Source organism: Pseudomonas sp. Mb7 (genome assembly GCF_054790525.1).
Map to the genome: position 1 here is coordinate 2055678 of NZ_CP186501.1, position 17156 is coordinate 2072833.

At 62.7% G+C, this 17156-nt stretch carries 4 protein-coding genes; all 4 read left to right on the top strand.

The annotated features are described in order from the left end of the window. The first annotated feature begins 104 nt into the window (after window positions 1-104). The 4 genes from gspE to ACOYXH_RS09520 all read left to right on the top strand — a co-directional run bounded on the left by gspE (window position 105) and on the right by ACOYXH_RS09520 (window position 17130). Window positions 105-1511: a type II secretion system ATPase GspE gene (gene gspE / locus ACOYXH_RS09505; protein ID WP_095125637.1), complete on the top strand. Its 1407-nt coding sequence runs from the start codon at window positions 105-107 to the stop codon at window positions 1509-1511. Continuing rightward, entirely contained in the window at window positions 1511-2722 is a 1212-nt protein-coding gene (gspF, locus tag ACOYXH_RS09510; protein ID WP_258709725.1) for a type II secretion system inner membrane protein GspF, read from the top strand. The genes gspE and gspF overlap by 1 nt, the downstream gene beginning before the upstream one ends. A 612-nt stretch (window positions 2723-3334) precedes the next feature. Further along, complete coding sequence (locus ACOYXH_RS09515; protein WP_095049840.1) at window positions 3335-4444, top strand: substrate-binding domain-containing protein; 1110 nt, start codon at window positions 3335-3337, stop codon at window positions 4442-4444. Window positions 4445-4635: 191 nt separating this feature from the next. Beyond that, window positions 4636-17130, top strand: a complete 12495-nt coding sequence (locus tag ACOYXH_RS09520; RefSeq protein WP_460410587.1) for a filamentous haemagglutinin family protein — start codon at window positions 4636-4638, stop codon at window positions 17128-17130. Window positions 17131-17156: the final 26 nt, after the last annotated feature.

A 17156-nucleotide genomic window follows, 5' to 3' on the forward strand; every position in this document is an offset into this window, starting at 1 on the left:
GAAGGCTGCGATCTTTTGATCTTGCTCTTCGACGGATCCAAACGACCAAAGATCAAAAGATCGCAGCCTTCGGCAGCTCCTACAGGGATTGGGGAGGGCATGAGATGAGTGTGTTGCCTTACGCTTGGGCAAAGGCGCAGCGGATTTTGTTGTGCGATGGCGTGCTGACCGTTTGCCCGTCGACGCCGGGCTGGTCGATCAGCGAGGCGCGGCGTCAGTTTGGCGCGACCACGATTCAGCGGGTGCGCGATGATGAGCTGGATGGCTTGCTTGCCAGCGCTTATGCCGACACGGGCAGCGCGGCGGCAGTGGTCGGTGCGGCGGAAAACGAAGTCGACCTCGACCGCCTGATGCAAGACATGCCGGAAATCACCGACCTGCTCGACACTCAGGACGGCGCGCCGGTGATTCGCATGATCAATGCCTTACTCACGCAAGCGGCGCGCGACGAGGCCAGCGACATCCACATCGAACCGTTCGAAACCCATTCGGTGGTGCGCTATCGCGTCGACGGCACGTTGCGTGACGTGGTCTCACCACGCAAAGCGTTGCACGGTGCGCTGGTGTCGCGGATCAAGATCATGGCCCAGCTTGATATCGCCGAAAAACGCCTGCCGCAGGACGGTCGCATTGCCCTACGCGTGGCCGGTCGACCGATCGATATTCGTGTTTCAACGGTGCCGACCGGGCATGGCGAAAGGGTGGTGATGCGTCTGCTCGACAAACAGGCCGGGCGTCTGCATCTGGAAACCTTGGGCATGGACGCGCAGGTATTGGCCAAACTCGATCACCTGATCCGTCAGCCCCACGGCATCGTTTTGGTCACCGGGCCAACCGGCAGCGGCAAAACCACCAGCCTCTACGCGGCACTGGCACGGCTCGATGCGAGTACCAGCAACATCCTCACCGTGGAAGACCCGGTGGAATACGACTTGCCGGGGATCAGCCAGATTCAGGTCAACGCCAAGATCGACATGACTTTTGCGTTGGCGCTGCGAGCAATCCTGCGGCAAGACCCGGACATCATCATGATCGGCGAAATCCGCGATCTCGAAACCGCGCAAATCGCCGTGCAGGCCTCGCTGACCGGACATTTGGTGCTGGCGACCTTGCACACCAATGACGCAGTGTCGGCGGTCAACCGCTTGATCGACATGGGCGTCGAGCCGTTTCTGCTGGCGTCGTCAATGCTCGGGGTTTTGGCGCAGCGACTGGTGAGGCGGTTGTGCAATCAATGCAAGGAAGAAGACCCCACCGCGCCCGGCACCTGGCGCCCGGTCGGCTGCCCGGAGTGCAATCAAACCGGCTACAGCGGCCGCACCGGCATCCACGAATTGTTTTGCATCGACGACGACATCCGCACCCTGATCCACCAAGGGGCGGGGGAGCAGGCCTTGCGCGCCTCGGCGGCCAAGGCCGGGATGTTCAGCCTGCGTGAGGACGGTGAGCGCTGGATTCGCAGCGGCGCCACCGCCCCTGAAGAAATCCTCCGTGTGACACGGGACGCCTGATGAATCGCTATCGTTTTGAAGCCGCCGATGCCACCGGCAAGATCGAATCCGGGCACCTTGAGGCGGACAGCCAGGCTGCTGCGTTCACAACATTACGCGGGCGCGGTTTGACCGCACTGTCGGTGCACAAGGAAAGCAACGTCGCTCAGCACGGCGGTGGCGGACTGTTCAGCGCCAAACTCTCGGACAACGATTTGGCCTGGGCCACGCGGCAATTGGCGAGTCTGCTCGGGGCCAGCCTGCCGTTGGAAGCGGCGCTGAGTGCCACGGTCGAGCAGGCCGAGAAAAAGCACATTGCCCACACCCTAAGTGCCGTGCGCGCGGATGTGCGCAGCGGTATGCGACTGGCGGAATCACTGGCGGCGCGGCCACGGGATTTTCCGGAGATCTATCGCGCGCTGATTGCGGCGGGTGAAGAGTCTGGCGATCTGGCGCAGGTCATGGAGCGGCTGGCCGACTACATCGAAGAACGCAACAACCTGCGCGGCAAGATTCTCACCGCGTTTATTTATCCGGGCGTGGTTGGGCTGGTGTCGATCGGCATTGTGATTTTTCTGCTCAGTTACGTGGTGCCGCAGGTGGTCAGCGCGTTTTCCCAAGCGCGGCAGGATTTGCCGGGGCTGACCCTGGCGATGCTCAATGCCAGCGATTTCATTCGTGCGTGGGGCTGGTTGTGTGCGGCGCTGATCGCCGGGGCGTTCTGGAGCTGGCGTCTGTACCTGCGCAATCCGGCGGCGCGTTTGAGTTGGCATCATCGGGTGCTGAAATTGCCGTTATTCGGGCGTTTCATTCTGGGTCTGAACACCGCGCGTTTCGCCTCGACGCTGGCGATTCTTGGCGGTGCCGGGGTGCCGCTCTTGCGTGCACTGGAAGCGGCGCGGCAGACATTGTCCAATGATCGCCTGAGCCTGAGTGTCACTGAGGCCACGGCCAAGGTGCGCGAGGGCGTCAACCTGGCAGCAGCGTTGCGGGTGGAAAATGTCTTCCCGCCGGTGCTGATTCACCTCATCGCCAGCGGTGAAAAAACCGGTTCACTGCCACCGATGCTCGAGCGCGCAGCGCAAACCCTGTCGCGTGATATCGAGCGGCGGGCGATGGGCATGACCGCGCTGCTGGAGCCGCTGATGATCGTGGTGATGGGCGGGGTGGTGCTGGTGATTGTGATGGCGGTGTTGTTGCCGATCATTGAGATCAATCAACTGGTGCAGTAGCCGGTTTTGATGGTGTCTGATCGGGCCCCTTCGCGAGCAGGCTCGCTCCCACAGTGTTCTGTGTTGTGAAGTCAATTGCATTCGATCATTGAGAGCACTGAGTTGATCCAGTAGTGGTGTGTCAGATGTTTTTAGGGTGTCTGACCTGGCCTCATCGCTGGCAAGCCAGCTCCCACAGGTTCTTGTGTTGTGTCGCAGATCGCATTGACAACTTGGCTCCTTGTGGGAGCTGGCTTGCCAGCGATGGGGCCAGTCAGGGCAACAAATAATCCATATTTTTTTCCAGCACTTCAGCATCACCCGACCCTCAAAAGAACCATCCTCGGGTTCTCCTTTCTGTCATCTGCAACCACCCGCCAACGCCTCCAGCCCGATTCAGTCAAACCCGCGATCCAGACGCTGCGCAGCATCCGACAAACACCCGAGAAAATCCCTTCGGGAACAGCTCTCAGCTCCCGAGGTTTTTTCCTTTATCTGTCACCGGAAGCTGCGAATTTCTCAGTGCGACTTAACCAAGGCCAACGCTAGCGAGGGCCCCGGTGAGTCCTCCCAGTGTCATGCAAGTCACCCGAAAACCTGTGTTCCCAAACCTAGTTGAAAAGGAGATTCTTCATGTTCAAGCGCACTCTGATCGCAGCCTCATTGACCGTCGCCGCTCTGGCATCCGCCCAGGCCATGGCCGTAACCGGTGGTGGCGCTTCACTGCCTGCCGCTCTGTACAAAGGTTCTGCCAACAGCATCCTGCCTGCCAACTTCAGCTACGCCGTAACCGGTAGCGGCATCGGCAAAAGTGCTTTCCTCTCCAACACCGCTTCGCAATTCGGCACCACCGGCACTGTGCACTTCGCTGCCAGCGATTCGATTCTCAACGCTACGGAACTCAGCAACTACACCGCCAACTTCGGTACTTCCTACGGCCCGCTGATTCAGTTGCCATCGGTTGCCACCTCGGTAGCGATCCCTTACAAAAAGACTGGCAACACCACCCTCAACCTGACCAGCGCGCAACTGTGCGACGCCTTGTCCGGTGCCAAGACCACTTGGGGTGAACTGCTCAACAACGACGCCAAAACCGACCCGACCCTGATCCGCGTGGTCTATCGCACGGCTTCCAGCGGCACCACTGAAATTCTCACTCGTCACCTGAACTCGGTGTGCCCTGGCCAGTTCGCCGTCAACACTACCTTTACCAGCGCTCGTCTGGGTGGCTCTCCGCTGCCGGGCAACTGGGTAGGTGTGGTCAACACGGCTGACGTCGCTACCGCCGTGAACGCTGTAAACGGTTCGATCGGTTATGTCGGTCCGGACGGTGTGAACGCGTCGAGCAACGCCGTAGTGGCGCGCATCAACGGTGTTCAGCCTACCAGCGCCAACGTCAATGCTGCCCTGTCATCGGCTGCTCTGCCAGCCACTCCATCCAACCCGGCGCAGTGGGTACCGGTCGTAGCCAACCCAGGGACCGGCTATGCCATGGCGGCCTACACCAACTTCATCTTCGGCCAGTGCTACAAGGACGCCGCTGTTGCCGCTGACGTGAAGGCCTTCCTGACCCAGCACTACAGCACTCCAGGCAACGCTGTTGCTACCGCTGCCCACGGCTTCATTCCGGTTCCAACCAACTGGAAAAACGCTGTGACCGCCAACTTCATCACCAACTCCTCCGGCAACAACCTGGACATCAACAACGCCAGCGTCTGCAACGGCGTGGGTCGTCCTTTGTAAGTCCTGCTACACGCACAATGAAATGGCAGCAGCCTTAGGGCTGCTGCCATTTTTTTTGGCCGATTTACACCTCAATCATGAAGTTTGTGTGACATCCGTTCGGTCGTGGCCCTCGCCAACAGCCTATGTCGTAACAGCAGGTTTTTGCTGGCCTGCAGCTTCGTGTGGCAATCAAAAAGGATCTCGTAGTGATGCTCGCTCGCCCATCCCGTCGCAATATCCCCGGCCAGACTTTCAGGCGTGACGTTGCCGATCCGGCGCTGTGGTTGCTCAAGCCCCTGGCGCACGCGGTGGCATTGTGTCTGGTAGCCGGCAGTGCCGAGGCGGCGACCGCGTTCAGCTCTGGCTGGTTCGCGGCCAAGGGCGCTGCGCAACAAGCCGCGGCCGCCCGGCCCGGTGCGGCTGGTTTGCCGGGGATGACGCCACCCTTGGCGCAGCAGCAAAAAGCCAACCAGCAACTGCAACGCTCGTTGCAGACCCTCAACAACACCGTGGCGGCCATTGCCGCACAGCAGGCGGCTCAGGCTGCCGGGCGCGCGGTGGCCTTGGGCAGTCTGCAGACCGTTCCGGACGGGCTGGGCGAGGGCGGCCTCAAGGTCGACAACAGCCTGACTCAGGGTTGGCTGAACGCCAAAGGCCCGCAGCAGACGCAAGCCGATGGCAAGACCAACGTGAAGATCGAGCAGACGGCCGACAAGGCCATTCTCAACTGGGAGACCTTCAACGTCGGGCGAAATACCACAGTCGAATTTGCTCAGCAGTCGAATTGGGCCGTGCTCAACCGTGTCAACGATCCGAACGCACGCGCCAGTCAGATCCAGGGCCAGATCAAGGGCGACGGCACGGTGATGCTGATCAACCGCAACGGCATCGTGTTCAGCGGCAGCAGCCAGGTCAATGTGCGCAACCTGGTGGCCGCCGCCGCCAATATCACCGACATCCAGTTCCGGGATCGTGGTCTGTATTTCGACAGCAACGGCAGCCAGCCGACGTTCAGCGATGCCGCCGGCAAGGTGCTGGTGGAGCGCGGTGCGCTGATTGAAACCCACAAGCCCGTCGTCTCGACCGACGCCGGTGGCTATACGCTGTTGCTCGGCAAAGACGTTGTCAATGACGGCACCCTCAACACCGCCAAAGGCCAGACCGTGCTGGGTGCCGGTGATCGTTTTTACATCCGCAAAGGCTCAGGCACAGAAGGCAACACGTTTTCGACAACCTTTGGCAACGAAGTCACGCCCGGCTTCAAGGCTGGCGAGAGTGGCGGCCGGGTCAGCAACAGCGGGTTGATTCAGGCTGCCACGGGTGACATCACCCTGACCGGGCATGAAGTGGAGCAGGGCGGCGTGTTGCTGAGCAGCACCTCGGTCGCCACTCGCGGGACCATTCACCTGCTCAATCCGGCGAGTGACACGAGCGGCAGCGTCACCCTGGCGCCCGGCAGTGTCACGGCGGTCATGCTCGACAGCAGCGACCTGACGGCGCTGGACAGTCAGCATCAGGCGGCCCTGAGCGGGGTAAACCTCAATAACAGGATTCGCGGCGATCAGTCGCGTATCGATCTCCAGAGCGGCGGCAGTGTCGAATTCCAGAACGGTTCGATCACCCTGGCCACCGGGGGGCAGGTCGCTGTCACCGCGCAGCGTCGCAGCCTGGTTGGCGAAGGCGCGGTGATCGACGTTGCCGGCGCTGTCGGCGTCAAGGTGGCGATGGAATCGAACAACATCAAGATCAACGTGCAGGGCAACGAGCAGCGCGATGCGTCGGTCAATCGCGAGAACGGCGCGCTCAATAGTAACGATGTCTGGGTCGATGTGCGTGAACTGGTCTACGTGCCGGCCGGAACCAATGGCTATGCGACGGACCGTTGGTACACCGCGGGTGGCCTGCTGGAAGTCGGCGGTTATCTGGGCACCCAGGGGCATGGCATCGGCGAGTGGATGGCGCAGGGCGGCACAGTGAGTTTTGCCGGCAACGACGTGGTCACGCGTAAAGGATCACTGATCAACCTGTCCGGCGGCACCCTCGATGTGCAAAGCGGCGAGATTCGACAGAGCTGGCTGCGCGGTGCAGACGGTCGTCTTTATGAAGTCTCGCGTGCGCCGGGGGATCAGCTCTACAACGGTTTGTACAAGGGCTACGAGGATCACAGTGAGCGGTGGGGCCAGACCCGCACGTTCTACAACCCGCTGATTGCACCGTCCAGTCGTACAGAGTCGGGTTACACCGTGGGTCGCGATGCCGGGCAACTGGTGGTCAGCACTGGAAACGCGGTGCTGGACGGGCAACTGCTGGGTGAGGTTTTCCAGGGTGAACGACAGACTCAGGCGCCGCGTGCGGTCATCGACGGTTATGAGCAGAGCCAGACTGCGCTGGCACGGCGCGCGCAGTTGATTGTCGGCAGTTATCTGCCGAGCTATCAGGCGGCGTCCGGCGGATTGCGCTACACCCTCAATCCGCTGCTGGATCAGGTTCTGATCGGCGGCGAACGGCGGGACGAGGAATTCACCGGGGATCTGAACGGCGCCGTCGCGCAAGACCGTCAGGGCAAGTTGTTTCTCGACGCCGGCCAGCTCAATGGCTTTGATCTCGGCGCACTGAAGATTTCGGCGCTTGAGCGGATTGAAGTCAACGACGCGCTCAAGGTAGACACCGGGGGTGACATCACGCTGTACGCACCGGATGTCCGTGTTGCGGCCGATCTGACGGCGCGCGGCGGCAGTCTGAATCTGGGCAACGTGCTGAACCAGCTGCGCAGCAGCACCCTTGACGACATGCTGATTGCTGCACCGGCGGGTGAACCGGTGCAGGTGACAATCGCCAGGGATGTACGCCTCGACACCCGTGGTCTCTGGAGCAATCTGCGTACCGATCCGGACGATGTGGCAAGTCTCGGATACCTGAACGGAGGCCGGGTCTCGATCCGCAGCAGTGGCGATATCGATGTGGCGACGGGCAGCTTGATCGATGTGTCGTCCGGTGGTGCGATTCTGGCCAATGGCAAGACCCGGGGCGGCAAGGGTGGCGACGTGAGTCTTGAGTCCAGCGCGATTTCTGCGCTGGGCGATTCGCATCTGACGATGGCCGGCGACATTCTCGGTCATGGCGTGACGGGCGGCGGTACGCTCGCTATTCAGGCCAATCGGGTGCGGATCGGTGCGTCCGCAGACACGCTGCCCGAACATGCCTTGCAGCTGACGCCCGAGTTGTTCGACAACGGTTTCTCTGCCTACCGGGTTACCGGTCTGAACGGTCTGGAGGTGACGGCGGGCACACAAATCGATGTGACGATGCCGGTCTACCGTTTTGCCGACACAACGCTGAATCCGGTCAGCGGGGTCGACCCGAGCCAGGCGATGGAGCGGTGGACACCCACGCTTTATCAGGAAGACCCGCTCAAGGGCGTACTCAGTCAGCGCGCCGGTGCGAGTCTGGCGCTGCAAGCCGGCTCGAGTGAACTCGACCGGTTCGACACCGCCAGCACCCTGACGCTGGGACGCGGATCGCGCATCACGGTCGATCCCGGACAACGGATCAATCTGCGCGGGACCGGGCAGATCACCCTGGAAGGCGAACTGCAGGCCTGGGGCGGAACCCTGGATATACGTCAGCAACAGTTCGGCTCGATCGACGTTGCCACTTCACAGCAACAAGCCGACAGCAAGGCGCACAACCGCTCGATCTGGATCGGCGAGCAGGCGCTGCTGGACGTCGCGGGGCGTGCCCACACGGCGGTCGATGCGTCGGGTCGGGTCTACGGTCAGGTCGACAAGGGCGGCAGCATTATCATCGGCGGCGAAATCGATCCCAAGCGTGCGACGGCGACGGCGGCCGATGCATTTCTGATTGTGCGCGAAGGTGCACGTCTGGATGCCTCCGGGACGCAGGCCGTGCTGGACATCTCCGGGCAGGGTCCGACCCGCGTTGCCTCGGATGGCGGACGTATCAGCCTGAGTTCGTATAACGGCCTGTGGATCAATGGTCAATTGCGCGCCGCTTCAGGTGGCAGCGGTGCTGCCGGCGGACGGCTGGAGGTAGCTCTGGAGACCCCGCTGTACGCTACGCAGAAGGCGGGTGCCGAGGTTCTGCGAGCTCGGGAAATCGTCATTGGTCACGGACCGGGCGATGCAGTGTTGCCCGTGGACCTCAAGCCCGGTGACGCCGCGAACACTCTTCGTTACGGGCATGCCCGCCTGAGCACCGATACGTTGATGTCGGGCGGATTCGACAATCTGAGCGTGTTCAGCAACGGCCTCTTGTCATTTGACGGCGACGTCGACCTGCACATGAATCAGAGTCTGAATCTCTATGCTGGGGCCTTGTCCCTGGCGCAGACTTCCAGCGACTCGACGCGGGTCAATCTATCAGCGCCTTCGGTGCGGCTGTCCGGTGTGGGGACTTATTACGGTGTGGTGGGCACCATTCGTCCCCGGGTCCTGAACAGTCCGACTGCGCAAGTTTCGCCGGCGCAGTTCAACGTCAATGCCAACGTACTGGATATTGCCAACAGCCTGTCGTTCGGCGCGCAAGGGTCGATCTTGCAGAACAACGACGCCCCGGTTGAAGTCAGCCGTCGCGGCTTTGACCAGGTATCGCTGACCAGCACCGGGGACGTGCGGTTTCTTGCGCCCACCAGTGGCCAGGTGAAGTCAGAGTTGTGGACACCGGGGGACCTGAATCTGCGCGCCGCGCAGATCTACCCTGCGAGCGGGGTCTCGGCCGAAGTCCGGGTCGGCTATCAGAGTCAGAGTTCTCTCGCCGATACCCATCGGACATTGCGCATCACTGGCCAGGGTCCGGCGCCGACAGCGCTGCCGTACTCGGTGTTTGGCACGCTGGCGATGAGCGCCAGCCGGATCGATCAGGGCGGTGTTCTGCGTGCGCCTCTGGGCGTCATCAGTCTGGGTGATCTGCTGACCAAAACCCAGGAACTGCGCCTGCTGCCCGGGAGTACGACGTCGGTCAGTGCGGCCGGTCTGGTGATGCCTTATGGCGGCACCACCGACGGTATCGAATACCTTTACAACGGCGCGCCGATCATATTGAAAGGCATCAGTGGCGACAGCGCCGGGGTGAGCCTGCGCTCGCAGTACGTGGATGTGCAGTCCGGCGCGTTGATCGACCTGTCGGGCGGCGGAGATTTGCGCGGTGCCGGGTTTGTCTCCGGTCGCGGTGGCTCCACCGATGCGCGGTTCAGTCCACTGGTGCGTAATGCCAGCGATGGAACGTTCAGTCTGCCGGGGCTGGCCAGCAACCCGGTGTACGCCATTGTCCCGGGCGATCAGAGTGCCTACGCACCGATACTGGGGGAAGCGGGAGCGGTCGATCCGCGCATCGGTCAGCAGATCACCCTGGGCAGCGGCGTGCCAGGGTTGGCGGCAGGCACTTATACATTGTTGCCTTCCACCTTCACGTTGCTGCCGGGCGCGTTCCGGGTGGAAGTGAACGGCCAGGCCGCCCCGGGCGCCACCAACGGCGCGGTTGCAATGCGCAACGGCTCGTGGACAAGCAGTGCGCGGATGTCGATTGCCAATACCGGTGTGCGGGACAACCTCGCCAGCCAGGTCATCGTGACATCGGCGGATGTGTTGCGGCGTTACTCGCAATACAACGAAACCACTCTGGAGCAGTTCATCGTCAGCGATGCGGCGCGCCGGGGTGTTCCGCGTGCGCTGGCGCCCATGGACGCTAAAGCGCTTAACCTGTTTGTCATCGCGGGGGGCAAGCAGGATACCGCACTGGACTTCAACGGCCGGATCGCCTTCGCAGCCGCCAAGGGAGGCGTGGCCGGGACGGCGGTGATTCGTGGCGGCAGTGGCGACAGCTTTGAGATTCTCGCCACCGGGCAGTCAGCCACGAAAGGCTTTGCCGGCGTCTCGCTGAATGCCGATACGCTCAACCGGCTGGGCGCTTCTCGTCTGGCGATCGGTGCGACCCCGACGGTGAATTACGGCACGGCCGGTAACATCGTCAGTTTCACGGGCAGTACCTACAACATCACCTTGCGTGAAGGTGCGCTGCTTTCAGCACCCGAAGTGCTGCTCTGGACCAACAGTGGGGACGGTGCCATCACGGTCGAGGCCGGTGCCGGCGTCAACTCTCTGGGACGCGGCGAGGTGCCGTACGACTCCTCGAGCGGTTTCGTCTATCAGCCCGGCGCCGCGAGTCTGCTGGTGGTGTCCAACGGCTGGACGAATGTGCTGGCGCCAGAGGTCAACGTCAGCACTGCGTCTGGCAGCATCCGCATCGGTACCTGCGATCGCCAGGCATGCGCCAATCCGGCGATGCTTTATTCGAATGGCAGCATTACGGCGGCCACCAACAATCAGTTCGAACTGGCCGAAGCGGTGCGTTTCGGCACCCGTCACTTGGCATTGGCTGTGGGTGCGGTCAACATCGGTACCACTGAAACACTGGCGGCGGTCGGTCGCCTGCCTGCCGGCCTGACGTTGAATCAGGGCGTGCTGGACCGGTTGCTGCGCGGCGATACTCAGTTTGCTGCGCCAGCCCTGGAAACGCTCAGCCTGACCACTCGCGACGCGTTCAACTTCTACGGCAGCGTCGCGCTGGACACTCTGGATCCTCAGACCGGGCGCAGCAGGTTGCAGAATCTGATGATCACGACCCCGGCCATCTACGGCCTGGGGGATACGAGCGACGTGGCGACCATCCGCACGGCCAACCTGATCTGGAACGGCACCACTCAGGCGCCCGGGGCCGTGGCCAGCGGCGGTGCGGGCACCGGGCACGGCACGCTGAACATCGAGGCTCAGCGCATCGATTTTGGCTACGGCCCTTATTCCCAACCCAACGGCCTGGATCAGAACGCTCGTCTTGCGCTGGGCTTTGCCAACGTCAACCTCAACGCCAGTGACCGCATTACCGCCAACCACAAGGGCAGCCTCGCGGTTTATGAAACGCAGGGGGCTTACGACCCGATCAAGGGTTATCTCTACAGCGGCGGCAACCTGAACCTGCGCACACCTCTGCTGACCGGGGAGGGCGGCTCGGTGAATGCGCTCAAGGCCGGCGGCAGTCTGGTATTGAGCGGGCCGACCGGGGTGGCGCCCGCCGATGCACTGGGTGCCGAACTGACGCTGGAGGGGCGTAATGTGGTGCTCGACGGCCGGATTGCGCTGGCCAGCGGCAAATTGCAGGTCAAGGCCGAGGGCGATCTGACCCTGACGAGCGGGGCTACCCTAGACTTGGCGGGCCGCACCCTGCCATTCAACGATATCAATCAGTACAGCTGGGGCGGCGACGTGGCGTTGTACAGCCGCGACGGCAATATTCGTCAGGCGGCCGGCTCGCGCATCGATCTGTCAGCGCAGAACAATCAGGCCGGCAATCTGAGTGTCGTGGCACTGTCAGACACCGCGGGCGAGGTCGATCTGCAAGGCGAAATCCGTGGCAGCAGTACAGGGCATTACGATGCCGGCGGCACGTGGGTACCCTACAAATCCGCGGGCGTGGACATACGCGCGCAACACCTGGGTGGAGCGCTGAATGAACAGTTTGCTGCGCTCAACCAACGCTTGAACGCCGGGCAAGTCTTCGGCAGTCGCAGCTTCCAGTTCAAACAGGGCGACCTGGTGATCGGCGATGGCCTCAAGGCGGGCGAGGTCTCGGTATCGGTGGACAACGGCAGCCTGACGGTGAACGGCCTGGTCGATGCCAGCGGCGAACGTGTCGGCAATATTCGCCTGTCGGCCGCCCATGGCCTGAATGTGGCGGGCGGCGCGGTACTGGATGCTCACGGTCGGGTACTGCGGGTCGACAGTTACGGCAAGATTATCGACGCGCCCAACCGGGCCATGGTCGAGCTCAGCTCCGGCGACGGCCTGCTGACCCTCGCTCCCGGTGCACGGATAGACCTGCGCCATGGCACGGACGCGGCAGTCGGCACCCTGGCGGGTCAGAATGACGGTCGCCTGCGCGGCACACTGGAACTGAACGCACCGCGACTGGGCGCCGATGACATCGCCATCGATGCCCGTGGCGCGTTGATCATCCAGGGTGCGCGGTCCATCGGGCTCAATGCCGTGCGCCGCTATACCGATGCCGCCGACGGGGTAGATCCGGCGGCCAGCGGTCGGCCTTATCAAATCATCGACCAGGCTTACCTGAACCGCATCCACGGTGACAACGACCTGTTCATCAACGCAGCCTTGGGCAACGCTGATCTGTTGCAGCGCAAACTGGCAGGGTTGAACAATGCGGGGTATGCCGATGCCTTCCATTTGCGACCAGGTGTAGAGATTGCGAGTAAAACCGCCGACGGCGATATGGTGGTGCAGGGCGATCTGGACTTGTCCGGCTATCGCTACGCCAGTCTCAACCCGAACACCGGCAAAACTTCGCTCTACGGTTCTGGCGAGGCGGGGAGCCTGGTGATTCGAGCCGGGGGTGACCTGGACATCTACGGCAGCATCAACGATGGCTTCGCGCCGCCACCGGAAACCGTGGACGATGCGGGATGGAAACTGCTGCCGGGCGTCCAGCCGTTTGGCGGCGATCTGATTGTGCCGGGGGCGGGCGTGACGCTGGCCGAGGGCACGTTGTTCCCAGCGGGCGTCAAGCTGAACTATGACTTGCCGATCCAGGCCGCCGTCCTCGCCAGCGGTACGCTGTTGCCCACCGAGGGCGTGCTCGCCGGCCCCTACACGTTGCCGGCCGGCACCGTGTTGAGCGCAGCCGTACACGATGCCTCCGGTAACCTGCTGTATGGCGCCGGAACGCTGCTCAATGACAGTGTGATATTGCCGGCCGGCAGCCGCCTGGGCGCCGGGACCCGACTCGCTCAGGCTACCGGGATGCAGGCCATGCTCTGGCCAAAAGGCGTGCCGCTGCCCAGTGTTCTGGATGACCAACAGCGTGCGGTGGGGGCGAAGTTGAGTGGGTCGCTGGCACTGCTGCGCGGCTCCCTGATTCCGTCCATGACCGATGTGGTGCTGGCTGCCGACACACCCTTTATCGAACTTCGTTCATTGAACGGTACACGCCAGGGCGCGAACTGGGCGATCGCGAGCATGTTGCCGTCGGGCAGCGCATCGTGGTCGATGCGGATAGTTGCAGGTGCCGACCTGGAAGCCGCTGACAGTCGTGTGGTGAAACCCGTCACCAGTGGCGGTGACTTACGGCTGGCAGACACTCACCTCGGGATTATCGTCACCGAGAAAAAGCTCGACAGCACCTGGTCGGCGGATAACCCGTTGGGGTATCCGGCGGGCAGCGTCGTCAGCGATGAGGACAGTTTCTGGTGCGATCTGATTCCCGGGGTCTGTCTCCCACCGGCCAAGTTCCTGTGGGCGGATGGCAACATGATGGGCATACCCGCCGGAACCCCGGTCATTGACGACGATCTGTTCTGGTGCGACATCGATCCGGGGAACTGCCTGGCCAACAAGGGCGGGATAACCGCCAATCCCCACTCGCAGATGTTCAGCGTGCTGCGCACCGGTACTGGCGATCTGGATTTGATGGCTGCGGGCAATCTGCGCATGGACTCACCGTTCGGCGTTTATACGGCGGGCACTCAGTCCAGCGATGTCGATTCACGTTTCAACCAGGCCCGCGGCCGCCTGTCTGACGATGGATCGGTACTGGGCAGCGCCGGCAGCGCTTACGAAAAATGGGTCAATGGCGGTTCAGAAAGCCTGTATCAGGCGTGGTATCCGCAGATGGGCGGCAACCTGACGATCGGTGCCGGTGGTTCGGTGTCGGGGGACACGCTCGGGCGGCGCAGCTACGCAATGAACGCGCCACTGCGTGAACAGGTCCCCAGCGTTGCTGTGGGCAACTGGCTCTGGCGTCAGGGCGACGCAAAGGCGGATCTTCCTACGGCCTGGTGGATCAACTTCGGCAGCTACGCCACGCAGCCCTTGCCGGACCAGAGCACCGACACCGGGTCGTACCTGGTCGGGTTCACCGGCTTCGGCACGTTGGGCGGCGGCAATATCAGCCTGCGCGCTGGCGCGGATGCAGGCATGCTCAGGGCCATAGGCGATCAGTTGCTTAACCCCCGCAGTCAGGGACTGATCGTGGCAGTGGGCAGCACCGGCCGCGTTGGCGCTGACGGTAGCCTGCAGTTGACCGGCGGTGGCGACATGGACATTCGTCTTGGCGGCATGCTCAATCCGTCATTGCAGGCGAGGTCGGGGCAGAACGGCACGACACCGCCGCGACACGACCTTCAAGGCGCCCTGATCAATCTACGGGGTGCGGCACAGCTGACCGGCGCTGCTGCGGGTGCGATCAACCTGCAATATGGCGTCGAGCAATTCCAGCAGGACGCCCGGGAAACCAGAGCCTACGATTTGTTCAGTGCCAGCACCGGAGCGGCCGGCGGTGGCGTGGTCTTGATACCGGGTGATTCGGGGATGCGCATCAGCACACGCGGCGACCTGGTGATAGGGGGCGCGGCGGATCCGGGTCGGGTCAGGCTGCAGAACTCCACGCCGTTCACCACTGACAATGGCGAGGTCCATGCGGGTGGTGGACTGAGCGGCTTCTCGTTGTGGACCGGGCACACGGCCATCGATCTGTTTTCCGCCGGAGGCAATCTCACACCGAGCACACAGATGGCTGAAGTCATCACGACGTCGTCTCAAACCGTAAGTGGAATGAACAGCTCGCCGACTGATGGTCGCTTTGTATACCCCTCGATTCTTCGGGCCGTTGCAGGCCAGGGTTCCATCTATGCGGGACCGTCGGCCGCTTTCGGTGCATCAAGCAATCTGTTTCCGGCGGTGGGGTACTCGTTATTGCTGGCGCCTTCGACAAACGGGCAACTGTCGTTGCTGGCCGGTGACTCCATCTACGCCGGCGGTTATGCGATCAATCAGTCCGGCGCGAGCCCGGCAGCCATTGCGACCCCCTTTGCGCCTGCCTTCTCGGGATACGGAGCCAGCGCGAACGTGCCGTTGGTCAGCAACTACAGCCCCGATGGTGTGATCCCGAAGGGAAACCTGCGTTATCCGCTGTTTGCCTTTGGCGCCGACACCTTCTCGGGGTTAAGCGATGTACAGGGCCCGGCGCGTTTCTATGCCTTGACTGGTGATCTGGTCGGTTTACGCAGCGGCGAAACGCTGAGTTTTTCCCCGTCCGCTCGTACCTGGTATGAAGCGGCGGGGCCGGTGTGGATGATGGCCGGTCGCGATATCGTCGCGTCCGGTACTTTCCTGGGGCAGCCGACAATCGCGCCGAATGAGGAATTGGGCGGAACCCGACAAAACGTCAGTTCGACCGGCAACCTGTTCATTCACAACGACCCGCGGGATGTCTCGCGCGTATCTGCCGGGCGCGACATTCTCTACAGCAGCTTCGATATCGCCGGCCCGGGCCTTTTGGATGTCAATGCCGGGCGCAACATCCTGATGGAGAATCAGGCCGCTATTACCAGCCTCGGACCGATCACGGCGGGAGACAGCCGATCGGGGGCAAGCATCGTGTTGCAGGCCGGCGCAGGAGTGCAGGGGCCGGACTACACGCGATTCATTGCGCGTTACCTTAACGCGCAGAACCTGGCCGATCCGAACGCTTCCCTCAACGGGCAACCGGGCAAAGTGGTCAAGACCTACCTGGACGAGTTGCAGAGCTGGCTGACCCTCGGCTACGGCTTCAGCGGCAGCGAAGAACAGGCGCAAGCCCTCTTCGCCGCACTGCCGAGCGCCGAACAGGCAATCTTCGCCCGCCAGGTGTACTTCGCCGAACTGCGTGCCGGTGGCCTGGAATACAACGACGTCGATGGCCCGCGCACTGGCAGTTATCTGCGCGGTCGCAACGCGATTGCCGCTCTGTTCCCGACCACCGACGTGGCCGGCAATCCGATCCGTTACGACGGCGACATCACGATGTACGGCGGGGCAGGGGTCAAGACCCTGTTCGGCGGCGACATCCAGATGCTCACGCCGGGCGGCGGTCAGGTGTTCGGCATCGAAGGCGCGGCGCCGCCATCGACAGCGGGGATCATCACCCAGGGTTCGGGCAATATTCAGCTCTATTCGCAGGGCAGCATTTTGCTCGGCCAGAGCCGGATCATGACCACCTTCGGCGGCTCGATTCTCGGCTGGTCCGCCGAGGGCGATATCAACGCCGGTCGTGGCTCGAAAACCACCGTGGTCTACACCCCACCGAAACGCGTCTACGACACCTGGGGCAACGTGACCCTGTCGCCGTCGGTGCCAAGCACCGGCGCCGGTATCGCCACGCTCAACCCGATCGCCGAAGTGGCGCCGGGCGACATCGACCTGATCGCGCCGCTGGGCACCATCGATGCGGGCGAGGCGGGGATTCGCGTGTCGGGCAACGTCAACATCGCCGCGCTGACGGTGGTCAACGCCGCGAACATTTCGGTGCAGGGCAAGGCGACGGGTGTGCCGGTGGTGTCGGCGGTGAATACCGGGGCGATTACTTCGGCCAGTTCGGCGGCATCGTCGGCCACCCAAGCGGCGGAAGACGTGGCGCGTCAGCAGCAGGCGGCTTCGCGACAGAATCAGGCGTCGGTGTTCACCGTGCAGGTGTTGAGCTTCGGCAATGAACAACTTGCGCCGTCCCGCGATGGCGCTAGCCGTGCACCGGCCCCGGGTTACAACCCGAACAGCCCGGTGCAGGTGCTGGGCGCCGGGGCGCTGGATGAACAGGCGAAACAGCAGTTGACCGAGGAGGAGCGCGGGCAACTGACGTTGTAAAAGACTCTCGTGTAGTACGTTTGGGC

What these genes read in the sequence shown, in the direction of transcription:
- ACOYXH_RS09515 (WP_095049840.1), top strand. Translation starts at nt 3,335, where the DNA reads ATGTTCAAGCGCACTCTGATCGCAGCCTCATTGACCGTCGCCGCTCTG.
- gspE (WP_095125637.1), top strand. Translation starts at nt 105, where the DNA reads ATGAGTGTGTTGCCTTACGCTTGGGCAAAGGCGCAGCGGATTTTGTTG.
- ACOYXH_RS09520 (WP_460410587.1), top strand. Translation starts at nt 4,636, where the DNA reads ATGCTCGCTCGCCCATCCCGTCGCAATATCCCCGGCCAGACTTTCAGG.
- gspF (WP_258709725.1), top strand. Translation starts at nt 1,511, where the DNA reads ATGAATCGCTATCGTTTTGAAGCCGCCGATGCCACCGGCAAGATCGAA.